This window comes from Streptococcus infantis, assembly GCF_047464615.1.
GTDB classification, from domain to species: domain Bacteria; phylum Bacillota; class Bacilli; order Lactobacillales; family Streptococcaceae; genus Streptococcus; species Streptococcus infantis_Y.
On record NZ_JASHBO010000009.1, the window covers coordinates 21,786 to 47,309 of the forward strand.

Genomic DNA, 25,524 nt, shown 5'->3' on the forward strand with positions numbered 1-25,524 from the left:
GGAGCAAGCACCTTCTCCTAAATACTAAGTAAAAGAGCGATAACGCTCTTTTTGTGTGGGGATTCGCAGCTAAGGGATTTAGAAAAATGCTTATGTTATAGTAGATTGAATCTAGAACAGTACACTACAACTGCTAAAAATATTTCTAGAAATTAGTTTGACTTTTCTAATCTCTCTGTTCACATCTTATTTCAATCCACTATAATTTGATTTACGGAATATATAAACTTAAACATCACTTCAAACAACGTCTTAGTCTATCTGGTAAACTAAAAGCAGTGCTTTGAGAAAGCTGTGACTAGCTTTCTAGTTTGCTCTTTCGTTTTCATTGAGTCAAGAATTACTTTTAGTTTTTTCTAAGGAAAATATAAGCTATGTTTTAGGAAGGGATTTTATACTAGGTTCATCAAAAAGAAACGAGGACTCTCACATGACAATGACGATTAAAGTAAATTATCAAAAAACCTTTCAAGAAGTAGTAGAGGCAGACAAGCTTGCTACAAAATAGTAGTTATTAAGGGCGATAGAGCCCTTTTTAAATACTTGCTCTAGGTGAAATAGAATAGACTTTTAGTATAAAGAATCAGTAGAATCATGCTATACCAATTTTTACTCTTGACAAGTGAAAGAAACAAGTATATACTGTTTTTGCTGATTCTATAAAAGAGAAATCAGACTATACCAATTTAAGGGGAAAGCACAGCTTGTCTGTGTCGTATATACTATGTGTGGAATTGTTGGTGTTGTTGGAAACACAAATGCAACTGATATTTTGATTCAAGGGCTTGAAAAGCTCGAATACCGTGGTTATGATTCTGCGGGAATTTTTGTCCTAGGTGGTGCTGAAAACCATTTAGTGAAGACTGTTGGTCGTATCGCAGAATTATCTGCTAAAACTGCTGGTGTTGAGGGAACAACTGGTATCGGACATACTCGTTGGGCGACTCACGGGAAACCAACAGAAGATAATGCTCACCCACACCGCTCTGAGACAGGACGTTTTGTCTTGGTGCACAATGGTGTGATTGAAAACTATCTTGAAATCAAAGAAGAATACCTTGCAGGTCACCACTTCAAGGGACAAACGGATACTGAAATCGCCGTTCACTTGATTGGGAAATTTGCGGAAGAAGATGGCTTGTCAGTACTTGAAGCCTTCAAAAAAGCTCTTCACATCATCCGTGGTTCTTATGCCTTTGCCTTGATCGACTCTGAAAATCCAGATGTCATCTATGTGGCCAAGAACAAATCACCTCTCTTGATTGGTCTTGGTGATGGCTACAATATGGTCTGCTCAGACGCCATGGCTATGATTCGTGAGACCAACCAATACATGGAAATCCATGACCAAGAGTTGGTTATCGTAAAAGCTGATAGCGTTGAAGTGCAAGACTATGATGGTAACAGCCGTGAGCGTGCTAGCTACACTGCGGAGCTTGACTTGTCAGATATCGGTAAGGGGACATATCCTTACTACATGCTCAAGGAAATCGATGAGCAGCCAACGGTGATGCGTAAGTTAATCCAAGCCTACACAGATGAGGCCGGTCAGGTAGTCGTAGATCCAGCTATCATCAAGGCTATTCAAGATGCAGACCGTATCTACATTCTCGCAGCTGGAACTTCTTATCATGCAGGATTTGCTTCTAAGAAAATGTTGGAAGAATTGACAGATACGCCAGTTGAACTTGGTATCTCCTCTGAGTGGGGATATGGTATGCCGCTTCTCAGCAAGAAACCACTCTTCATCTTTATCAGCCAATCTGGTGAAACAGCTGATAGCCGTCAGGTTTTGGTTAAGGCCAATGAAATGGGAATTCCAAGCTTAACAGTGACAAACGTTCCAGGTTCAACTCTGTCACGTGAAGCCAACCATACTATGTTGCTTCATGCAGGTCCTGAAATTGCCGTAGCGTCAACTAAGGCTTATACAGCCCAAATAGCAGCCCTTGCCTTCCTTGCAAAAGCGGTTGGTGAAGCAAATGGCAATGAAAAAGCCAAAGCCTTTGACTTGGTTCATGAATTGTCTATCGTGGCTCAGTCTATCGAATCAACTCTTTCAGAGAAAGAAACGATCGACGCAAAAGTCCGTGATCTTCTTGAAACAACACGCAATGCCTTTTACATCGGACGTGGTCAAGATTACTATGTAGCCATGGAAGCTAGTCTCAAACTCAAAGAAATCTCTTACATCCAATGTGAAGGTTTTGCTGCTGGAGAGCTCAAGCACGGAACGATTGCCTTGATTGAAGAAGGAACACCTGTCTTGGCCCTCTTGTCAGACCCAGTTCTTGCAAATCACACTCGAGGAAATATCCAAGAAGTGGCAGCACGTGGAGCTAAGGTCCTCACCATTGCAGAAGAAAATGTTGCCAAAGATACAGACGATATCGTTCTTACGACCGTACACCCTTACCTCTCACCAATCTCAATGGTCGTACCAACACAATTGGTCGCTTACTTTGCAACCCTACATCGTGGACTCGATGTGGACAAACCGCGTAACCTTGCTAAGTCAGTAACGGTAGAATAAACCAAAAAATTAAATCATAAGCAAAAGTGAACTAGATAGTTTTCTGAAAATCAGAATGCTGTCTGGTGCACTTTTTTGTAGACTTAATGAAAATCAATGACTAAACTAGGTCTCTTATGCAGATGATTCCAAGATCGCTTTGAGGTTACAGATAAGAGTGACGCAGTCAGTCTCGTTACACCAATTTGATATTGTAGAGAAAACGGATCAACCTCAGCCAAGCTAGTTCAAGTCAAGATTGAAGAGGATTGATTCATACTCTTCGAAAATCTCTTCAAACCGCGTCAACGTCGCCTTGCCGTAGGTATGGTTACTGACTTCGTCAGTTCTATCCACAACTTCAAAACAGTGCTTTGAGCTGACTTCGTCAGTTCTATCCACAACCTCAAAACAGTGCTTTGAGCAACCTGCGGCTAGTTTCCTAGTTTGCTCTTTGATTTTCATTGAGTATCACTCCTTTTAAGAATTCATTAGAAATAAATCTAAAATTAAATGTTATCCCAGTTTCTATTAAAATGAGAATTCTTTTTGAAAGATATGCTTGTGGAAGACTTGCAAGATATAAAAAACTCTTAGAGCTGGATGATAAGGATCCAACTCTAAGAGGAGTGAGTGTCGTATTTTACTTGCGATACAAACGATCGTATTGGTAGTAAGGATCAAAGGTTACGTTGATTCCTAGTTTACGAAGAACATTTTTGTCTTCGTCTGTTAGGATAATCGTAGAGTGAGCTTCGCTTCCTTTGAGATTTCCGAGTTCTTTCATGGCATGATCTGCATCAGGATTCTGCATTGCTGTGATTGCAAGAGCGATGAGGATTTCATTTGAGTGGAGTCGAGGGTTACGGCTACCCAAGTGATTGATTTTCAAACCTTGAATTGGTTTCACCACTTCTGGTTCAATTAATTTTGTTTCAGCATCAATGTTAGCGGACATCTTGATAGCATTGATCAATGTAGCCGCTGTTGGACCAAAGAGTTCTGAGTTCTTACCAGTAACGATTTCACCAGAAGGTAATTCAAGTGCTAGAGCAGGTCCGCCTGATTCTTCTGCTTTTTGACGTGCGGCAACAGCAACCTTTCGGTCAGCTGGTGTGATACCTAGGTCATTCATGAGAAGCTCAATCTTCTTCACAGCAGTTTCTCCAACCTTCTCAGCTTTGAAGTCAAGAACTGTCTGGTAATAGCGGCGGATAATTTCTTGTTTAGATGCTTCAATTGCAGCGTCATTATCAGTAATTGCAAAACCAACCATATTTACACCCATGTCAGTTGGAGATGCATAAGGAGACTCACCCAAGATACGTTCTAGCATACGCTTAAGGACAGGGAAAATCTCGATATCGCGGTTGTAGTTGACTGTTGTTTCTCCGTAAGTTTGGAGATGGAATGGGTCAATCATGTTGACATCATCTAGGTCTGCTGTAGCAGCTTCATAAGCTAAGTTTACTGGATGATGAAGTGGGAGATTCCAAACTGGGAAGGTTTCAAATTTGGCATAACCAGACTTGATACCATTGATTTGGTCGTGGTACATGTTAGACATACAAGTTGCCAACTTACCTGAACCAGGCCCAGGAGCAGTCACGACAATCAAGTTACGGCTAGTTTTGATATAGTCGTTTTTCCCCATACCTTCAGGAGAAATGATGTGATCCATATCTGTCGGATACCCTTTGATTGGGTAGTGGAGATAAGAGTCAATACCATTTTTCTCTAATTGATTACGGAAGGCATTTGCTGCCGGTTGGCCTGCATATTGAGTAATGACAACTGAACCAACAAAGATACCAAGTTCATTGAATTTATCGATCAAACGAAGCACTTCTTGGTCATAAGAAATGCCCAAGTCTCCACGAGCTTTTGAGTGCTCGATATTGCTAGCGTTAATAGCGATAACAACCTCAACTTGCTCCTTCAATTCTTGTAAGAGTTTGATTTTGTTATCTGGTTCATATCCAGGAAGGACACGAGCAGCGTGGAAATCTTCCAACATCTTACCCCCAAACTCCAAGTAGAGTTTGCCGTCAAATTGGTTGATGCGCTCTAAAATATGGTCGCGTTGTAGATTCAAATATTGTTCAGAACTAAAAGCTTGTTTTTTCATTTTTTTACCTCTGAGCTCTATTATATAAAAAAAATGGAAGATTAGAAACTAGAGAGTCGCAAAAGTGAGAAAAAAAGATAAAGCAAACGCTTGCATAATTTTGATAAAAGGTCTATGATGGAGTAAAGTCAATTTTAAATAGAGGTAAAAAGATGCAAGAAAAATGGTGGCACAATGCCGTTGTTTATCAGGTTTATCCAAAAAGTTTTAAGGATAGCAATGGAGATGGGATTGGTGATTTGCCTGGGATTACCAGTAAGCTAGACTATCTAGCTAATTTAGGAATCACAGCGATCTGGCTTTCTCCAGTCTATGATAGCCCCATGGATGACAATGGTTATGATATTGCCAACTATCAAGATATTGCGGCTATCTTTGGAACCATGGAAGATATGGATGAGCTGATTGCTGAGGCAAAAAAACGAGACATTCGAATCATTATGGACCTGGTTGTCAATCATACATCAGATGAGCATGCTTGGTTTATTGAAGCTTGTGAAAATCCTGATAGTCCTGAGCGAGACTACTATATCTGGCAGGATGAACCTAACGAATTGGAGTCAATTTTCAGTGGATCTGCCTGGCAATATGATGAAAAGTCAGGTCAATACTACCTGCACTTTTTCAGCAAGAAGCAACCAGACCTTAACTGGGAAAATGAAGAACTACGTCAAAAAATCTATGAAATGATGAATTTCTGGATTGATAAAGGGATTGGTGGATTCCGTATGGACGTCATTGACATGATTGGAAAGATTCCTGATCAGAAAATTGTCAACAATGGTCCTATGCTTCATCCCTATCTCAAGGAAATGAATCAGGCTACTTTCGGCGACAAAGAGCTCTTGACAGTAGGGGAGACTTGGGGAGCAACACCAGAGATTGCCAAACTCTATTCAGATCCTAAAGGACAAGAACTGTCTATGGTTTTCCAGTTTGAACATATCTGTCTTCAGTATCATGAGGGTAAACCTAAGTGGCATTACCAAAAAGAGCTAAATGTAGGGAAATTAAAAGAGATTTTCAACAAATGGCAGACAGAGTTGGGAGTTGAAGATGGCTGGAATTCCCTCTTCTGGAACAACCATGACCTCCCTCGTATTGTTTCTATCTGGGGAAATGACCAAGACTACCGTGAAAAATCTGCCAAAGCGTATGCAATCTTGCTTCATCTCATGGGAGGGACTCCCTACATTTACCAAGGAGAAGAGATTGGGATGACCAATTTCCCATTTGAAACACTGGATCAAGTAGAGGATATTGAGTCCCTCAATTATGCGCGTGAAGCTCTTGAAAAAGGCGTTCCAATGGAAGAAATCATGGACAGTATCCGTGTGATTGGGCGTGATAATGCTCGTACACCGATGCAGTGGGATGAGACAAAAAATGCTGGTTTTTCAGATGGTCAACCTTGGTTGTCTGTCAATCCAAACTATGTAAAGATAAATGTAGAAGAAGCTTTAGCAAATCCAGAATCAATCTTTTACACTTATCAAAAACTGGTAGAAATTCGTAAGGAAAATAACTGGTTGATTCGTGCTGACTTTGAACTGCTAGAAACGGCTGAAAAAGTTTTTGCTTATACCCGTAAAGATGGCGACCGTCGTTTCCTAGTTGTGGCCAATTTGTCCAACCAGCAGCAAGAGTTTACAGCAGAAGAGTCAGTCAAGTCTATCTTGATTGAAAATACCTCAGTAGAAGCAGTTTTGACTACACAGACCTTGGCTCCATGGGATGCCTTCTGTGTCGAACTAGCTGATTAAAGCCAGAAACTCAAGTATCCAAAGATGCTTGAGTTTTTTCTAAAATAAGTGTAAAAACTTCTTTAATAAATATTAGTTTGAATTTTCTAAAAAATCACCTGAAAATCCTTGCTTTTATATAAAAATAGGGTATAATGGTGAAAAATAGTATTTTAAAGGAGAATACCGATGAAATCGAAAAAGTGGCTCGCAGTAGCAGGGATAACGATGAGCGCAGCTCTTCTTTTGGCAGCTTGTGGCAAGACTGAGAAAAAAGCAGATGCTCCAACAACATTTTCGTATGTATATGCTATTGATCCAACAACATTGGACTATAGCGTTACTAGTAAAAGTTCAACATCAGACGTCATTGCTAACTTGGTCGATGGACTCTTGGAAAATGACAAATATGGGAACTTGATTCCATCGCTTGCTGAAGACTGGTCTGTTTCACAGGACGGTTTGACTTACACTTACAAGCTACGTAAAGGTGTCAAATGGTATACTTCTGAAGGAGAAGAGTACGCTGAAGTCAAGGCCCAAGACTTTGTGACTGGTTTGAAGCATGCTGCAGATGGTAAATCAGATGGCCTAACTCTTATCCAAGACTCTATCAAAGGTTTGGCAGAGTATGTTAGCGGTGAAACAAATGACTTCTCAACAGTCGGTGTCAAAGCAGTTGACGATTATACAGTCGAGTATACCTTGAACAAACCAGAAAGCTTCTGGAATTCTAAGGTGACAACAGCGACTATGCTTCCTGTTAATGAAGAATTCTTAAATTCTCAAGGAAAAGATTACGGTGCGGCAGCGCCTTCAGGTATTCTCTACAATGGTCCATATATTTTGAAGAACTTCACTTCAAAATCAGTGATCGAGTACGAAAAGAACCCAAATTATTGGGACAAAGACAATGTTAAAATTGACCACGTCAAGCTTACCTTCTACGATGGTTCTGACCAAGAATCATTGATTCGTAGCTTTGCGTCAGGCTCATATACGACAGCTCGTCTCTTCCCAACTAGTTCAAGTTTTGATTCAACTAAGAAAGAATACGGCGATAAGATCGTTTATAGCCCGCAAGAAGCGACAAGCTATTACTTTACTTTCAACGTAAATCGTCAGTCTTACAATAAAACAGCTAAGACAGATGATGCCCAAAAAACATCAACTAAAGAAGCGCTTCTCAATAAAAACTTCCGTCAAGCTATCAACTTCGCTCTTGACCGTCATGCTTACTCTGCACAGATGAATGGCGAAGAAGGTGCAGACAAGATTATCCGTACCAGCCTTGTGCCTTATGACTATGTTCAAGTTGGTGAAAAGACCTTCGGTGAATTGGCTCAAGAACAATTGGTAACATACGGAGACCAGTGGAAGGATGTAGCTTTAACAGATGGTAAAGATACCCTTTACAATCCAACAAAAGCAAAAGCTGCCTTTGAAAAAGCAAAATCAGAATTGCAAGCTAAAGGTGTAACCTTCCCAATCCATTTGGATATCCCAGTTGAACAAACTGATGTCATTGCTGTACAGCAAACCAACTCTCTCAAACAGTCTGTCGAAGCAGCACTTGGAAGTGAAAATGTTGTCATTGATGTACTCCAAATGACTGACAATGAGAAAATGAGCATTACATCTCAAGCCAAAGTGCCTTCTCAAAAAGACTATGACTTGAACGGAACTGGTTGGGGGCCAGACTATCAAGACCCAGCAACCTACCTCAATATCTTAGATGCTAAGAAAGGTTCTGCCCTTAAACACTTAGGTATCACAAAAGGTAAAGATCCAGAAGTCATGGCTCAAGTTGGACTTGATGAGTACAAGAAACTCTTGGATGATGCAGCATCAGAAACAAGCGACCTTAACAAACGCTATGAAAAATATGCCAAAGCACAAGCTTGGGTTTCAGATAGCTCACTTCTTATCCCTGTAGCTTCTTCAGGTGGTTCTCCGACAGTTAGCCGTACAGTGCCATTCACAAAAGCTTACTCTCAAGTTGGTATCAAAGGAGATCCATTTGTATTCAAAGGTTTAGAATTGCAAAATGATATTGTAACAGCTAAAGAATACGAAGAAGCTCTCAAGAAATGGCAAAAAGAGAAAATTGAAACAAATGCCAAATACCAAAAAGAACTAGCAAATCATGTTAAATAGTCTTTTGTAATGATTAAAGAAATCCTGTTTTGAAGCGGGATTTCTTTATTTTTTGATTTTCAATGAGAGGTCAAATCAGTATATAACTTTACTTTTTGGACAAAATTTGTTAAAATATAACCATGTTACAAAACCTAACATATGAGGAGAAATAAAACATGAAACTTAAAAAACGTTTGATTGGAGCGGGGTTGACACTTGCTGCTGCGGTCCTATTGACAGCATGTGGCCAGTCAGCATCAGACGGCAAAACATACTCGTCTACCTTTGGTGCAGATCCAACAACCTTCAACTATCTCTTGGACTACTCTGGTGATAACACTGCTATTATAACCAACTTGGTTGATGGTTTGCTTGAAAATGATAACTATGGAAACCTCATTCCTGCCCTTGCAGAAGATTGGAGTGTTTCTAAGGATGGTTTAACTTATACCTACAAACTTCGCCAAGATGCCAAGTGGTTTACAGCTGACGGTGAAGAATACGCTCCCCTTAAAGCACAAGACTTTGTAACTGGTATCAAGTATGCTGCTGACAACAAGGGACAAGCCTTGGACTTGATTCAGAACTCTATCAAGGGCTTAGATGATTATATAACAGGTGCAAATACTGACTTCTCAAATGTTGGTGTCAAAGCCTTAGATGACTATACTGTCCAATATACCTTGACACGACCAGAACCATTCTGGAACTCAAAAACAACCAACAGTATCTTATTCCCTGTAAACGAAGAATTCCTTGCTTCTAAAGGTAAAGACTTCGGAACTTTGAAACCTGACAGCATTCTTTATAGCGGACCATATTTGTTAAAAGATTTTACATCTAAGTCTTCTATCGAATATGTGAAAAACCCACATTACTATGACCAAGAAAAAGTAACGATTGAAAAGGTAAAATTGGTCTACTTTGATGGTTCAGACCAAGACTTGACAATCCGTAATTTTGAAAGTGGTGCTTACTCATCTGCAGGTGTTTATCCAAATAGCTCAAACTTCGCTAAGACAAAGGAAAAATACAAGGACAATATCGTTTATAGCTTGCAAGATGCAACATCTTGGTACTATAACTTTAACGTCAACCGTGGTGCTTATAACCACACTGCAAAAACAAGCGATGAGCAAAAACAAGCAACTCAAGCTGCAGTTTTGAATAAAAACTTCCGTCAGGCAGTTAACTTCGCCATTGATCGTACAGCCTACTCAGCTCAATCAAATGGTGAAGAAGCAGCTAAGAACACTCTTCGTAACTCGCTTGTACCACCAACTTTCGTACAAGTTGGAGACAAGACTTTTGGTGAAACAGTTGCTTCCAAATTGGTCAACTATGGTACACAATGGTCAAATATGAATCTTGAAGATGCTCAAGACGGTTATTTCAATAAAGAAAAAGCACAAGCCAAGTTTGCAGAAGCTAAAAAAGAATTAGAATCCCAAGGTGTGAGCTTCCCAATTCATTTGGACTTGCCTGTAGACCAGGTTAACAAGACCTTGCTTTCTGGAACAAACTCAATCAAACAATCAATCGAATCAACGCTCGGTTCTGAAAATGTAGTGGTTGATGTTATCCAATTGTCGACAGATGATTATACAAATGCAACAGCTCAAGCACCAACACCGGCAGATCATGACTATGATTTGAACTTGGATGGATGGTCAGCTGACTACCAAGATCCTTCGACTTACCTCAATCCTTTCAACTCTGAAGATGGATTTTATCTCAAGATTTTGGGACTTGATCCAAGCAAGGATGCAAACAAGATTACTAGTCTAGGTTTGGACCAATTTACTCAAAAATTAAAAACAGCAGATGCAGAAAATACAGACGTAGCGAAACGCTATGAAAACTACGCAGATGCACAAGCTTGGTTGATTGATAGTTCCCTTCTAATCCCAGTTGTGTCAAACGGTGGTGGAGCTTCGGTGACACGCGTGACACCATTTACACGTGCTTACTCACTAGTTGGTATCAAAGGAACTGGAAGCAACTACAAGTACATGAGATTGCAGACAGATGTTGTTACAAGCTCTCAATTTGCTGAAGCGAAGGCTAAATGGGAACAAGAACGTAAAAATTCTGTCGAGAAGAGTCAAAAAGACTTTGAAAGTCACGTGAAATAAGTTTAAGAAGATAGGTTGGGTAAAAACTCAATTTGAAAATGAAATTGAGTGAAGCTTTCAATTATAAAATGCATAGTATAAAGTTTTTGAACACTTAATACTATGTGTTTTTTTATTTTGAAAACTTTTACCCTGCCTCTTGTTTTTTATTATAGTAGATTGAAATAAGGTATGAACAGAAAGGTTAGGAAAGTCAAACTAATTTCTAGAAATATTTTTAGCAGTTGTAGTGCACTGTTCTAGATTAAATCTACTACAAATTCTAAAAATGTTTTAGAATTTGTAGCGTACTATTCCAAGTTCATTTTACTATAACGATAAATCTTTGTTGCGATAGTGGGTTGTTTTTGAGACTCTAAAAGGCTATTTTTGTAAAAAATGAGTTTTTCTAGCTAAAATCTTCCACTTTCTTGGTGATTATTGAAAGTTTTAGGGTGTGAGAGTATGGTATTGAGAACTTGTCAACCGATTTTTATCTCCTGGTATTTTTGTTGGAAGTCTTCTTTCAAAAAAAGATATGAGGCATTTAATGATTGAAATATAGTATTTTTGGTTTCAAGGTAAAATAAAACGGTTGCAATTCAGGTGTTGATAGCATCTGGTATTACTTTGTGATATAATAGAAATAAAATAATTAATAGAGGTGTAAGGTGGGGAGACGTTTAAAAGAAAATAAAACGAGCAAGTTTCAGCAAAGTTTCAATATTATTTTGTTGTTTCTATATATAGTACTTACTTGTTTTTTGCTGTTTTTAATATTCAGATATCATATCTTAGCCGTTAGTTATTTCAATCTTCTTCTAGCAGCTATTATGGTGTTCATTGCGCTAGTAGCTTTATTTTTAATATCAAATAGAAAAGCTAAGAAGTTTACTTTAATCATGCTCTTGCTATCTATTGTAGCCAGCTCACTAGCTTTGGTTGGAGTTCATCAGTTCGTTAGTTTGGCCAATCATTTAAATGCAACATCTAACTATTCTAGTTACTCTATCAGTGTTGCAGTTTTGGAGGATAGTGAGATTGGTAATGTGTCCCAACTATCCAGTGTGACAGCTCCGACAAAAACAGATGCGGAGAATATCAAAAAATTGCTTGATGATATTAAGACAAGTCAGAATAAAGACCTAAAGGTTGAGGATAGTTCTTCGTATCTTGCGGCTTATAAGAGTCTCTTAGCTGGAGAGACCAAGGCAATTGTTTTGAATAGTGTCTTTGAAAATCTGATCGAACAAGAGTACCCAGACCATGCCAAAAAAATCAAGAAGATTTATACCAAAGAACTAACCAAAACTGTTGAAGCGCCTAAGTCTTCTCAAAACAAGGCTTTTAATATCTATATTAGTGGGATTGATACATACGGACCGATTAGCTCCGTTTCTCGTTCGGATGTCAATATCATCATGACGGTTAATCAAGAAACCAAGAAAATTCTCTTGACAACGACCCCTCGTGATGCCTACGTGCCCATAGCTGATGGAGGCAATAACCAAAATGATAAATTGACCCATGCAGGTATTTATGGTGTGGATGCTTCGATTCATACTTTGGAAAATCTTTATGGAATTGATCTAAATTACTATGCACGACTCAATTTCACTTCCTTCTTGAAATTAATTGATCTCTTAGGTGGTGTCGATGTTAATAATGACCAGGAATTCACCTCACTTCATGGCAATTACCATTTTCCTGTTGGCAATGTTCATCTAGACTCTGAGCAGGCCCTAGGCTTTGTACGCGAGCGGTATTCATTAGCAAATGGCGATGGAGACCGTGGGCGCAATCAACAGAAAGTCATTTCTGCAATTGTCCAGAAACTAACTTCGGCAGAAGCATTGAAAAATTTTGATGATATTATGCAAAGTTTACAGGATTCTGTCCAAACTAATATGCCTCCTGAAACAATGGTTAGTTTAGTGAACGCCCAACTAGTAAGTGGAGGGAAATATACTGTCATCACTCGAGATCTAAAGGGAACTGGTCGTATGGATCTTCCTTCCTATGCCATGCCTGACAGCAGCCTTTATATGCTAGAGGTAGATCCAAATAGCTTAGAGACACTCAAAACAGAAATTAAAGATATCATGGAAGGAAAATAAGATGATTGATATCCATTCACACATAGTTTTTGATGTAGATGATGGTCCTAAGGATAAGACAGAAAGTATAGCGCTTCTGAAGGAGGCCTATGCTCAAGGAGTCCGTACCATCGTTTCGACTTCCCATCGTCGAAAGGGGATGTTTGAAACACCAGAAGAGGATATATTAAGAAATTTTAAAGTTGTCAAGGAGTTGGCTAAAGAGGTTGCTCCTGATTTAACCATCTTGTATGGAGCAGAGATTTATTACAGCAGTGATGCTTTAAACAAATTAGAGAATCAGCAGATTCCACAACTAAATGGCACCCGTTATGCCTTGATAGAATTCAGCATGAATACTCCTTACCGAGACATTCATAATGCACTAACGAATGTTCTCATGTTGGGGATAACACCTGTAATAGCGCATATAGAGCGATACGCTGCTTTGGAAAATAATGAAAAAAGAGTGCGAGACCTCATCAATATGGGATGTTATACACAGGTCAACAGTTCGAGTATCCTTAAACCAAAATTGTTTGGTGATACTTATAAATTTATGAAAAAACGGGCTCGCTATTTCTTAGAGAGGGATTTGGTTCATATAGTTGCTAGTGATATGCATAATCTAGATGGTCGCCCTCCTTATATGAAGGAAGCCTACGAAATAGTGAGTAAAAAGTATGGATTGGATAAAGCCCGAGAACTCTTTATACTAAATCCCGAAAAAGTCATTAAAGATCAAATTATTTAGGAGTTATAATGAAAGAAAAAGATACTATTGAAATCAATGTTATTCAGTTGTTAAAGGCACTATGGAAAAAGAAACTGCTCATCCTTCTTGTAGCCATCGTAGCAGGAGCTGCTGCATTTGCATATAGTAGTTTTGTTGTTAAACCTGAGTATAGAAGTACAACTCGGATCTATGTAGTTAATCGAAACCAAAGTGATAAACCGGGATTGACAAATCAAGATCTACAAGCAGGAACTTACCTGGTTAAGGACTATCGTGAGATCATTCTTTCCCAAGATGTCCTAGAGAAAGTGGTTGCTGATCTTGGCTTAAACATTAATGCGAAAATATTAGCTAAGAAGATTCAAGTAACGGTTCCCGCAGACACACGTATCGTATCTATTTCAGTTAGTGATTACAAACCTGAAGAAGCAAGTCGGATTGCAAATGCACTTCGAGATGTTGCGGCACAAAAGATTATTGCGGTCACCCGTGTTTCTGACGTAACTACCTTGGAGGAAGCACGTCCAGCAACTGGACCGTCTTCACCAAATATTCGTCGAAATACCATTATGGGAGTTGTAGCAGGTGCAGGATTAGTGATTGTAGTGGTCTTGTTGCTTGAACTATTCGATGACCGTGTTAAACGTCCAGAAGATATTGAAGATGTTATGGAAATTTCACTCCTTGGAGTCATTCCAGATATGGATAAATTAAAGTAAGGGAGAACTTATGGCGAAGTTAGAATTATCACAACAAAAACTGAACTCTGTAAAAAAAGCAGAAGAGTACTACAATGCTTTACGTACCAATATACAGTTGAGTGGAGATAACTTAAAGGTTATAACGATTTCCTCTGTTGAACCAAGCGAAGGAAAATCGACAACTTCTACAAATATTGCCTTGGCTTTTGCGCGTGCAGGCTACAAGACACTCCTGATTGATGCTGATATCCGAAATTCAGTTATGTCTGGAGTATTCAAGTCAAGAGAACGAATCACAGGTTTAACTGATTATCTTGCTGGTACGCAAGATTTATCCCATGGTCTTTGTGAAACAAGCATTGATAATTTATTTATGATCCAATCAGGGTCACCTTCTCCAAATCCAACAGCTCTTCTTCAAAGTGCCAATTTTGGATTGATGATTGAAACACTACGGAAATATTTTGATTATATTATCGTTGATACAGCACCAATCGGAGTTGTAATTGATGCAGCAATTATTGTGCAAAAATGCGATGCCTCGATTTTGGTTACAGAAGCTGGTGGAACAAAAAGAAGAGATGTTCAAAAAGCTAAGGTTCAGTTAGAACAAACAGGGATCCCATTTTTGGGGGTTGTATTAAATAAATTTGATGTTAAACGAGAAAAATATGGATCTTATGGAACTTACGGTTCTTATGGTAAAAGAAAAAAATAAGATAGGGAGTTCAGTATGGAAGGAAGAGGCTTCTACAATATAACTCTGGCACTCTTGCAGAGTATACTTGTTAGTTTATTAGCTTATGTACTGATTGCAATTTCAGAAACTGACATTGTTTTAAATACAGTATTTGTTCTGTTTTTTCTTCACTTTGTCGCCTTCTATATCAGTGGATACGGTAAGGATTTTTTTAAACGAGGCCAGTATGTTGAGTTAGTAAAAACAATTAAATATATTATCTTTTATGCTCTGCTGATTAGTTTTTCAAGTTTTTTCTTGAAAGAAAAGTTTGTAATTTCAAGGCGTGGAATGGTATACTTGCTTTCCTTGTACAGTGTCTTGAATTATCTACTCAGTTTCTTTGTGAAGAGATATTGGAGAATCTTCAAACATAATGTGAAGGGAAGTCGTAATATTTTATTGATTACGGCGATGTCACATACCGAAAAAGTATTGGATCGATTATTAACAGCTAATGATGTTCCAGGGAGAATCGTTGCAGTAAGCGTTTTAGACATGCCAGAGTTTACTCATGATAAGGTCGCTGTTGTGCCGAGGGAACAGTTGCTTTCTTATGCCACGCATGGAGTGGTGGATGAAGTTTTTGTCAATCTCCCAAGTGAGGACTATGATATCGAGACTGTTATTTCTCAGTTTGAAATAATGGGGATTGATGTAACAGTTAACTTAAATACTTTCGATAAAAGTTTAGGTCGAGATAAACAAATCCATGGGATGGCAGGTTTGAATGTGGTGACATTTTCTACAAACTTTTACAATCCTAGTCATATAATTGCCAAACGAATCCTTGATATTTGTGGAGCTATTGTTGGGTTGCTCCTTTGTGGAATTGCTAGTCTATTTTTGGTCCCCTTGATTCGTAAAGATGGTGGACCTGCAATCTTTTCTCAAACTCGTATCGGGAAAAATGGCCGTCACTTTACCTTTTATAAATTTCGCTCGATGAGAATCGATGCTGAAGCTATCAAGGAACAGTTGATGGATCAAAATACGATGCAAGGTGGAATGTTTAAGATTGATAACGATCCTCGAGTGACTAAGATCGGACAATTCATCCGAAAAACTAGTTTGGATGAATTGCCACAATTTTGGAATGTTTTGATTGGAGACATGAGTCTAGTCGGCACACGCCCACCAACTGTAGATGAGTACGAAAAGTACACGCCAGAGCAAAAACGTCGCCTAAGCTTCAAACCTGGAATTACAGGATTGTGGCAAATTAGTGGCCGAAGTAAAATAACCGATTTTGACGATGTTGTAAAACTAGATGTGGCTTATATTGATAATTGGACAATCTGGAAAGATATTGAAATTTTGTTAAAAACTGTTAAAGTTGTGTTGATGAGAGATGGAGCGAAGTGAGGGATGACAAATAGAATCAAAGTTTTAGGTATTAACATTGATCCTCTTACGATGAGGGAAACAGTGGATGCTGTTGAACAATACGTACTGGGGGAAAGAACATTACACTTAATGGGAGTTAATGCTGATAAAATTAATCAGTGCCATACAGATGAGAAAATTAAAAAAATTGTTAATGACTCAGGAATCATAAATGCCGACGGCGCTTCCGTTGTTCTTGCAAGTAAGTTTTTAGGAACACCTGTTCCTGAACGAGTGGCAGGGATTGATTTGATGCAATCTCTTTTAGAGTTGTCTAATAATAAAGGGTATTCCGTTTACTTTTTTGGAGCAAAAGAAGAGGTTTTGCAAGATATGCTCAAAGCATTTAAGAATGATTATCCTAATTTGATAGTTGTTGGACACAGAAATGGTTATTTTTCTGCAGATGATGAGCAAGATATTCAAGAAGATATTCGTGAAAAGAACCCTGATTTTGTGTTTGTTGGTATTACGTCTCCTAAAAAAGAATATATTATTCAAAAATTTATGGATAACGGTGTCAATTCGGTATTTATGGGAGTTGGTGGTAGTTTTGATGTCTTGTCTGGTCATATCCAACGAGCACCTCTATGGATGCAAAAGTCAAACCTTGAGTGGTTGTTTCGTGTAGCAAATGAGCCTAAACGCCTCTTTAAGCGTTATTTTGTAGGGAATGTTTCATTCATAGGAAAAGTTTTAAAAGCAAAAAGAGGTGTAAAATATTGAACCAGACAGAAATGGTAAAATTGATTCAGCAAGTTGAATTAGATGCTATAAAAGAGTTTCAAAAAATTTGTAAAGAGAATAATATAGACTTCTTCCTCCGTGGAGGTAGTGTACTTGGGGCAGTCAAATACGATGGCTTTATTCCATGGGATGACGATATGGATATTGCAGTACCTCGTGAAGGCTACGATAGACTTCCGGAAATTTTTAAGGATAGAATTATCGCAGGCAAATATCAGGTTCTTGCTTATCAATATTGCGACACTTTGCATTGTTACTTTCCTCGCCTATTCCTTTTGGAAAATGAAAGAAAACGTTTGGGCTTGCCACGAAATACAAATTTAGGATTGCATTTGATTGATATCATTCCTTTGGACGGTGCTCCAAATCATTCGTTTTTAAGAAAGCTATACTTTGGCAAAGTATACTGGTATCGTTTTTTAGCAAGTTTAGGAACAACCTATGTTGGCGACCATGTGGATATGCATTCCGCTAAGCAAAAACTAATTATTGGTTTATTTAAAAAACTAGGATTTGCAAAACTATTTCCTCAAAATTCTGTCTATAGACGATTGGATAGTCTTTATAAGAAGTATGATTGGAAAAAGCAGCAGTATGCTGGAACTATCAATGCTTCTTTATTTGCTAAAGAAGTTATGCCGGTAGAAATTTGGGGAGAAGGAGTAGAGAAGCCTTTTGAGGATACCTTCTTTAAAGTTCCAACGGAGTATGACCGCTACCTGAAAAGACTTTACGGAGAAAACTATCTTCACGAAGAGCCTAGTGATGATGAAAAGAAATCGCATTTAGGAGGATAAAAATTTGTTTTGTTATATTATTTTGCATTACAAAGTCTTAGAAGAAACTATTTCTTGTGTTAAATCTATAAAAGAAGGCAATTCTAATGCAAAACAGATTGTCATTATTGATAATTTTTCTAATAATGGTACAGGTGAAAAACTACAAGAGATTTATGAATCAGATTCAGAAATTGATGTTTTGATTAACCATGAAAATGCTGGTTTTGCTCGTGGAAATAATGTAGCTTATCAATTTGCTAAGGAAAAGTATAACCCCGATTTCATGGTTATCATGAATAACGATATTGAGATAGAAACAGAAGATTTTGAAAAAATCGTGACAGATATCTATCGTGAGGAAAAATTCCATTTGCTCGGGCCAGATATCTTCTCAACTACTTACCAACTTCACCAAAACCCAAAACGGTTGACACATTATACTTATGAAGAAGTTAAAGCTCTAAATGAAAAATTTAAAAAAGGGAGCCAAGTTAGTCTAGCTTTAAAAATCAAATGTTGGTTGAAAGCTAGTAAATTTCTTCGAACAGCAATCTATCAAAATAGACGTAAAAAAGGCTCAGTGGACTATAGAAAACAGGTAGAAAACCCAATCCTTCATGGTTCCTTTATCGTATATTCGAGAGATTTTATCGAAAAAGAGGAGTATGCTTTTAACCCTAATACCTTCTTTTACTATGAAACAGAGATATTAGATTATGAAGCTGAATTAAAAGGATACAAGAGAATTTATACACCGAAGATTAAGATATTGCACCATCAAAATGTTGCAACTAATCAGGTTTATACAAACTTAGTAGAAAAAACCTTATTTTCAAACAAATGCAACTTTGAATCCACTAGTTATTTTTTAACTTTAATGGAGAAAAACAAAATTAGTCGGTAATTATTAAAAGTGAATAAAAAAATGATGAAAAAAATTTTATATGTGACAAATGTTGATTGGAATTGGATAAAACAGCGTCCACAATTTATTGCAGAAAGCTTATCTAATTTTTATGAGATACTAGTTCTGTATCGCTATTGGTATAATAGAAAAGGGTTGACTGAGGATAGAAATACTAATATTACAAATATATCACGTATTTATGCCCTACCTTTTGTTAATAGGTCACCTAAACTAAAGCAACTGAATGATAAAATTGTTGCTTGGAATATTCGAAGAAAAGTTAAGGCTTTTAAACCAGAATATGTATATTTGACAAATCCAATGCAGTTTGCCTCTCTTGTAGACAATTCAGAACAAAAAATAATATATGATTGTATGGATTATCATGTGGCTTTTATAGAAGATAGAGAAGAACGCCAGCGATTAAAGGATTTAGAAGAGAAACTGGTCAATAGAGCTAATTTAATCTTGGTTTCGAGTGAGAAATTAAGAGAAAATATTATTTCTGATTATAACTTGGAAGAACAGGTTGATAAAATAGTGGTTGTTAGAAATGGTTATAATGGTAAAATTTTAAGCATTCCTACTCAGCATAAAAAGAATAACCAAAAGCTTGTACTTGCATATGTTGGAACTATCAGTCATTGGTTTGATTTTGATATCATTTTACGAAGTTTAGAAGATTTTGATAATATTGAATATAAGTTGATTGGTCCGATTAGCAAAGCTGTTATTCCTGAACATGATAGAATTCATTATTTAGGAAGTGTACCACACGAGAAGATTTATCAGTATATTGAGAATGCAGATGTTCTTATTATGCCGTTTCAAATTAATGATATTGTTGAAGCAGTGGATCCGGTTAAGTTGTATGAATATATTAACTTTAACAAAAATATACTTACGGTATGTTATAAGGAAATTCTGAGATTTGAACCATTTGTATACATGTATTCAAATTATTCAGATTACCAAATGAATCTGGTGCAATTGATTGAAAATAATAATTTGAAATATGACAGTATAGCTAGAGAAGATTTTTTGAAAAGTAATACTTGGGAAAAAAGAGCGGAGATGATTCATCAGCTGATTAATCAATTGTAGTTTTTTTGTGGAGAGATGAATGAAGAGACAGAAGTTTGAATTTATAGAGATTCTATACTATTTTACAGTGATGCTATCAGTGGGAATGTTTCTTATGTTTTCCCTCAACTTATATTGGCATAGAAACTTATTAACTATTTTATCTATTGCACTCTTATTTTTAATGATTCCTATACTGATTGTTAATGCTAAAAGAATTTCTAAATCTGCTTTTATCTATGGAACTTTTTTATCTATATGTATTATATATGAGATATTAAGAGCTAAAACTCTTTATAATTACAGTGTGAGTAATATTTTTTTGGCATCCCGGCAATATATATGGATTTTTCTATTTTTTGTATTGATTTACCTTTTTAAAAACAAACAAGAAAACATGAGAAAAATTTTAGATAATACACTCAATATTTTTATGTTTTCTCTTGGGATTAGAGCATTCACTTGGTTTTTATATACATTATTTCAAGTTGAACTATTCCCATCTATTTTAAGAGAATTCGGAGATTTGTGGTATCGAAATGAATTTTCGGTACGAATAGATGGAACGCCATTAATTATAATAGGTTTGCTAATTTCCACTTTTTTCTATTTTAAATTTGGAAATAGGAAATACTTTTATTATTTGTTCTTGATATTAATGTATATAACATTTGTAAATCAGACAAGAATGCTACTGGTTTCTGTTTTGATGTCAATGTTTCTCATGTTTGTATTTTCTAGAAGAACTTCTAGATTGCTCACCTCTTTAAGTTTTATAACTATAATTATAGCATTCGTTTATGGAGGTGGATTGGATTATATTAAAGCATATTTAAATATAGATACTGGAACGTTTGATATGGGATTAGGATTTAGATACTGGGAGTTGAAATACTATCTTGGTTTATTAGCTAATGATGTATGGAAACTTGGGGTTGGAATTCTAACATCAAGTAATATAAATAGTAATTTTATTTTGGCTGGGCCAAGTGCTGTTAAGATGTATCTAGATGATTTAGGTTTTTTAGAGTTATTTGTTCAATTTGGTGTGGCTGCAATTTTTATGTATGGTTATATATTTTATAAGATAATTAATTTAATTCTAAGAATGTCAAATGATAAATATAGAGTTGACCGAGCCTTTTTTATTGCACTCTTAACTAATTTAATAATTACTTCAATTTCTTTAAATATCTTTGGAGCGCAGAGAAGTTTCTCATTGGCAATTGTTCTTGCATTAATATTCTACTATGACTATAGGCTAAAAAATGACATAGAAAATTAGGTGTATAATGGATAAAGTATGTATAGTTATTCTCAATTATAATAATTATGAAGATACGATTGAATGTGTACAAAGTTTGAGAAGTACTATAAAATCAAATGAATATGACATCGTGATTGTAGATAATAATTCGGTTAACGATAGTGTCAAAGAGTTATCCAGGGCGCTATCCCCTATTAAGATTATTACTAGTTTAGAAAATAGAGGATATGCGAATGGGAACAATATTGGAATAAAGTATGCTGAGGATAATGGATATGATTACATTTGTATATTAAACAACGATACACTAATTGAAGTTGATTTTTTGGAATCGTGTAAACGAGAACTAGAAGGTGATTCCTCTGTTGCTTTTGTTAGTCCAGTGTTAGTTGAATATAAAAATAATAACTTGGTACAATCTACAGGTGGTGATATTTTTATTAATAGAGGAATTGTAACTTTAAAAAATCATGGTGCTCAGAGAGACAAACTTCCTTCTAAAATCGAAAGTGACTATATTGGGGGAGCATGTTTGATGTTTAAAACCTCTATCTTGAAACTTATTGGATATATACCGGAAAGCTATTTTCTATTTTATGAAGAAACTGAATGGTGTTATAGAGCTAAAAAGTTAGGCTATAAGAATATATGTCTTACTCAAAGTTATGTTTATCATAAAGGTTCGGTCTCTATAAAAGCGGTCAATGGACTTCAAGAATATTTAATGGCGAGAAATAGAGTTGTATTTGTTCGTAGAAATGTAAATAGTAAACTAAGGTATACTGTTTTCTTGATCTATTTATTCATGCAACAACTTTATCATTGTTTCTCGAGAAGGGATTGTTCTAAAAGAAAGTATAAATATTATTTAGATGGTGTATTTAATAGAATTGATCCATCCTACCCATTTATTTTCATAAACGAATAAGTTACTGCTTATAACTGTAGATGCACTAAGGTAATTAGATTAAATAAGCAAAGAGAGTGGTCATTATAGGATCATAATTTAAAATAGTTAGGTGAAACATGGAAGTGTTTGATATATCTCAAATAAAAACAAAAATAGTCGCATTTGATTTTTTTGATACTGTTGTACATAGGAATTGTCATCCTGAGCAAACTTTGTATCAGTGGGCTAAGGAAATGGCTTTGGAGCTGAATTTTGATGTATCTCCTGCAATATTATACAAGGTTAGAAAAAGTGTCGAAAACGATAAAGAGTTAGGCACTGAAGAAATGTGTTATCTAGATCTTTTGTCTGGAATTTACGATAAAATTAAAGATAAGATAAAAATTATATCAAAAGAAGAGTTTATTCATAGAGCTAAAACTCTAGAGTTGAAAATTGAATTACAACATATTTACTTGGATTCGGAAATTAAAGAAGTTTTAAAAAGATTGAAAAGTGATTCAAAACAGATTATCTTAGTTTCTGATTTTTATACTGATAAAGAATTAATAGAAACTGTATTAAAAAAGTTTGAAATTTTTGATTATTTCTCTTCTATCTATATTTCGAGTGAGAAAGCTTGCCGTAAATCCACAGGAAATTTATATAAGTTAATTTTAAAAGAATTAGGCTTAAATCCTAGAGACATTACCATGATAGGAGATAATTATAAATCTGATTATGAAGTACCGCGTTCTCTAGGATTAAATGCTATTTATAGACAATACATAGATAAAAATACAATAGTAGCAGAGAAAGAGTTGGTAAGACTCTATAATCAAATTTTATTTTCTAACAGTAAAAAAGCACCGTTTAATATTTTTTTAGCTGACATCGTATTCTTTATTTCGAAATTGCATAAAAAGATGATTCAAGATGATGTTCAAATAGCACTCTTTTGCTCAAGAGAAGGACAGTTATTGAAAAGACTTTTTGATATATATCAAGATACTTTTTTGGGGAAAAATCAAAAGATTTGTACAGAATATTTTTATGTTTCTAGACGATCGACATTATATTCTTCTTTTACTTCTTTAGAGGATGAAGAATTTGAGATGATTTTTCGTCAATATAAAAAAATTACATTACAAAATTTCTTGTTAAATTTAAACTTTTCTGATAATGAAATCATATTGATTTGTCAAGATTTAAAAGAGAAACCAACATATGTATTAACAGTAGACGATTATTTATTAGAGAAATTAAAAAAACATCCTCAGTTCATTGCGAAGTTCAATAAAGAGAAAAAAGACAGTCAATTACTACGTGATTATATAGAACGTTTAACTAAAAACCAAAATGAAGTATATTTAGTCGATGTGGGTTGGAAAGGAACGATACAAGATAGTATCAAAAAGGCTCTTCCAGACAAGAGAATAGTAGGTTATTATCTAGGATTGATGCTCAATGTTTACTCAGTAGAAAATAAAACGGATAAAACTGGTCTATTATTTTCTGATTATCCAAATAAATCGGAATTTTATGATATTGTGAGTAGAAATTTTGAATTTTATGAAGATATTTTTGTAGCAGATCATGGTCCAGTTTTGAAATATAAAAAAGATAGCGAAATTATTCCCATTCTTGAAGATGATAAGAAACATGTGAGTATTTATCAGGCAGTTAAAGATTATCAAGAAGAGTTAGTATTTGGATTTTCAGAAATTTTGGAAGCTTATAAGAAAATGAAGTTTCTCCCTTTTGAACAAAAAAATCTATGGCTAATGATGTCGCTAAAAAAAGAATGTATTTATATACCTAAGTTACAATCATTTTCTGAATCTTTAAAAGAAAAAGTTGTTGAAAATTTTGGTGAGATAGTAACTCTTAAGACTACGAAAAAATCTTTAAAAACGTTATTAAGAGAGAAAAGCGATCTACTTTGGGTTGATTTTGTTTATAGATTGTTTGGTGGTGTCAATTTCCTATTTATTCCAGAATTATATACAAGAGTTATATTTTTATTGAAATATTTAGATTTGAAATTGAGGTTGAAAAATTATGGGGAATAAATCCATAAAGTTGAATGCATTATTAAATATTGTCCTGACGCTATCAAATATCATCTTCCCATTAATCACTTTTCCTTATATATCTAGAATATTGAATCCAACTGGTATAGGTTTAACTTCATTTTTTAGTTCAATAGGGAATTATGGTATTTTACTTGCTTCTCTGGGAATTTCAACTTATGGTATCAAAGCAGTAGCAAGTGTTAGAGATGACAGAGACAAGTTGTCAAAGGTAGTGCAGGAGTTAATGATTATAAACGTTGCTATGTCTATAATAACAACTGCAATACTATTATTTTTGACTATATTTATAACACAATTGAATAAAGAATTTTCACTCTTATTGCTCACATGTGGGACAATTTTATCTTCTCCTTTTGCCTTAAATTGGTTGTATAGTGGAATGGAAGAGTATACTTATATTACTACCCGGTCAGTAGTGTTTAAAATTCTATCATTAATATTGATTTTTCTACTTGTGAAAAGGCCAGAGGATTATATTGTTTTTGCTAGTATTTCATTGTTTTCTTCTCTAAGTTCAAATATCTTAAATCTATGGCATAGCCGACATTTCATTAATATTAAATTATATAAAAATTTACAATTTAAACATCATTTTAAACCAATGTGGTATTTATTTGCCTCATTACTTGCAGTAAATATTTATACTAATTTAGATACAGTTATGCTCGGTTTTATTAATGGTAATGAGGCTGTGGGATACTATTCTGTGGCATCAAAGGTTAAGTGGATTTTGCTTTCTCTTATTACATCTATTAGTGCAGTTTTGCTACCGAGACTTTCATTTTATATTAGTAAAAATGACACCTCGAATTTTAGAAAAATATTAAAGGAGTCATCTGCGGTTATATTTTTTATTACGATTCCATTGATGGTATTCTTTATTGTAGAGGCGAAAGATAGTATCTTATTACTAGGAGGAAGTCAGTATCTTCCTGCGACTTTAGCCATGCAAATACTTATGCCAATTTTACTTATTTCTGGTTTTTCGAATATTACAGGAAATCAAATATTGATTCCAATGAATAGAGAAAAATATTTTATGGTTGCAGTAACGATTGGTGCTGTGATTAATCTTATTTTGAATCTACTGTTAATGCCTAAGTTTGGAATTATTGGTGCTTCTGTCGCAACTCTTTTTGCGGAATTGTCGCAGATGATGGTACAACTACATTTTTCAAAAGAATATTTAGTATCAAATATATCGATAAAGAGTTTGGTTAATGTGATAATTGCAACAGTTGTTTCTACAATACCACTAATCATTTTGAATCAGCTGATAACGATAACTATACCATTTTATTCTCTAATGCTAGCAGGTTTTGCTTTCTTTTCATTATATTTAGTAATTCTGCTTTTATTAAAGGAGGAAGTGACGATTCAATTATTTTCTCTTCTTGCAAAGAAGAAGTAAATTGGTCAAAAATTGAAATGTATAAACAAATAAAGAATTTAATTATTGATTT

20 protein-coding genes are annotated in these 25,524 nt (G+C 35.5%); 18 read left to right on the plus strand and 2 right to left on the minus strand.

Features of this window, described 5'->3' with window-relative positions; translation table 11 throughout:
- Positions 1-328: 328 nt before the first annotated feature.
- Both QM450_RS06380 and glmS read left to right on the plus strand, forming a co-directional pair.
- The gene (locus QM450_RS06380) at positions 329-508 is read left to right on the plus strand and encodes a hypothetical protein (protein WP_414320026.1); all 180 of its coding nucleotides are present in this window, start codon (positions 329-331) and stop codon (positions 506-508) included.
- A 216-nt stretch (positions 509-724) separates the two neighbouring features.
- Entirely contained in the window at positions 725-2,533 is a 1,809-nt protein-coding gene (gene glmS / locus QM450_RS06385; protein WP_414320027.1) for a glutamine--fructose-6-phosphate transaminase (isomerizing), read from the plus strand.
- A gap of 222 nt (positions 2,534-2,755) precedes the next feature.
- Here the strand turns inward: glmS and QM450_RS06390 are convergent, their stop codons facing one another.
- Together QM450_RS06390 and QM450_RS06395 are read right to left on the minus strand one after the other, a co-directional pair.
- A complete protein-coding gene (locus QM450_RS06390; RefSeq protein ID WP_414320028.1) occupies positions 2,756-2,977 on the minus strand; it encodes a hypothetical protein in 222 nt (73 codons plus the stop codon).
- 178 nt (positions 2,978-3,155) lie between these two features.
- Entirely contained in the window at positions 3,156-4,640 is a 1,485-nt protein-coding gene (locus QM450_RS06395) for a DUF1846 domain-containing protein (protein ID WP_414320029.1), read from the minus strand.
- A 152-nt stretch (positions 4,641-4,792) separates the two neighbouring features.
- Here QM450_RS06395 and QM450_RS06400 point away from each other — a divergent pair, with 152 nt between their 5' ends.
- The 16 genes from QM450_RS06400 (at position 4,793) to QM450_RS06475 (ending at position 25,472) form a co-directional block, all read left to right on the plus strand.
- Positions 4,793-6,403, plus strand: coding sequence for a glycoside hydrolase family 13 protein (locus tag QM450_RS06400; protein ID WP_414320030.1), 1,611 nt, complete (start codon positions 4,793-4,795; stop codon positions 6,401-6,403).
- Between the two features lie 168 nt (positions 6,404-6,571).
- Positions 6,572-8,539 (plus strand): peptide ABC transporter substrate-binding protein, encoded by a 1,968-nt coding sequence (locus QM450_RS06405; RefSeq protein ID WP_075227262.1) that lies wholly within the window; start codon positions 6,572-6,574, stop codon positions 8,537-8,539.
- A 158-nt stretch (positions 8,540-8,697) separates the two neighbouring features.
- Entirely contained in the window at positions 8,698-10,656 is a 1,959-nt protein-coding gene (locus QM450_RS06410) for a peptide ABC transporter substrate-binding protein (protein WP_414320031.1), read from the plus strand.
- Positions 10,657-11,306: 650 nt separating this feature from the next.
- On the plus strand, positions 11,307-12,752 hold the full coding sequence (locus QM450_RS06415; RefSeq protein WP_414320032.1) for an LCP family protein: 1,446 nt from the start codon (positions 11,307-11,309) through the stop codon (positions 12,750-12,752).
- 1 nt (position 12,753) lies between these two features.
- Positions 12,754-13,485 (plus strand): capsular polysaccharide biosynthesis protein Cps4B, encoded by a 732-nt coding sequence (gene cps4B, locus QM450_RS06420; protein ID WP_414320033.1) that lies wholly within the window; start codon positions 12,754-12,756, stop codon positions 13,483-13,485.
- A gap of 8 nt (positions 13,486-13,493) precedes the next feature.
- Positions 13,494-14,186 carry a CspC family polysaccharide chain length determinant protein gene (locus tag QM450_RS06425; RefSeq protein ID WP_414320034.1) on the plus strand — a complete coding sequence of 231 codons (693 nt, stop codon included), beginning with the start codon at positions 13,494-13,496 and terminating at the stop codon, positions 14,184-14,186.
- Positions 14,187-14,196: 10 nt separating this feature from the next.
- Entirely contained in the window at positions 14,197-14,886 is a 690-nt protein-coding gene (locus QM450_RS06430) for a tyrosine-protein kinase (RefSeq protein WP_414320035.1), read from the plus strand.
- Between the two features lie 15 nt (positions 14,887-14,901).
- Complete coding sequence (locus QM450_RS06435) at positions 14,902-16,272, plus strand: sugar transferase (protein ID WP_414320036.1); 1,371 nt, start codon at positions 14,902-14,904, stop codon at positions 16,270-16,272.
- Between the two features lie 3 nt (positions 16,273-16,275).
- Positions 16,276-17,019 carry a WecB/TagA/CpsF family glycosyltransferase gene (locus tag QM450_RS06440; protein WP_414320037.1) on the plus strand — a complete coding sequence of 248 codons (744 nt, stop codon included), beginning with the start codon at positions 16,276-16,278 and terminating at the stop codon, positions 17,017-17,019.
- Complete coding sequence (locus QM450_RS06445) at positions 17,016-17,837, plus strand: LicD family protein (protein WP_281335623.1); 822 nt, start codon at positions 17,016-17,018, stop codon at positions 17,835-17,837. The genes QM450_RS06440 and QM450_RS06445 overlap by 4 nt, the downstream gene beginning before the upstream one ends.
- Positions 17,838-17,841: 4 nt before the next feature.
- Complete coding sequence (locus QM450_RS06450; protein ID WP_281335624.1) at positions 17,842-18,723, plus strand: glycosyltransferase; 882 nt, start codon at positions 17,842-17,844, stop codon at positions 18,721-18,723.
- Positions 18,724-18,747: 24 nt separating this feature from the next.
- On the plus strand, positions 18,748-19,830 hold the full coding sequence (locus QM450_RS06455; RefSeq protein WP_025170933.1) for a glycosyl transferase: 1,083 nt from the start codon (positions 18,748-18,750) through the stop codon (positions 19,828-19,830).
- A gap of 19 nt (positions 19,831-19,849) precedes the next feature.
- A complete protein-coding gene (locus tag QM450_RS06460) occupies positions 19,850-21,094 on the plus strand; it encodes a polymerase (protein WP_414320038.1) in 1,245 nt (414 codons plus the stop codon).
- A 7-nt stretch (positions 21,095-21,101) separates the two neighbouring features.
- Positions 21,102-22,004, plus strand: a complete 903-nt coding sequence (locus QM450_RS06465; protein ID WP_414318093.1) for a glycosyltransferase family 2 protein — start codon at positions 21,102-21,104, stop codon at positions 22,002-22,004.
- Positions 22,005-22,102: 98 nt separating this feature from the next.
- On the plus strand, positions 22,103-24,037 hold the full coding sequence (locus QM450_RS06470) for an HAD-IA family hydrolase (protein WP_414320039.1): 1,935 nt from the start codon (positions 22,103-22,105) through the stop codon (positions 24,035-24,037).
- Positions 24,027-25,472 carry a flippase gene (locus QM450_RS06475; RefSeq protein WP_414320040.1) on the plus strand — a complete coding sequence of 482 codons (1,446 nt, stop codon included), beginning with the start codon at positions 24,027-24,029 and terminating at the stop codon, positions 25,470-25,472. The genes QM450_RS06470 and QM450_RS06475 overlap by 11 nt, the downstream gene beginning before the upstream one ends.
- The last annotated feature ends 52 nt before the right edge of the window (positions 25,473-25,524 follow it).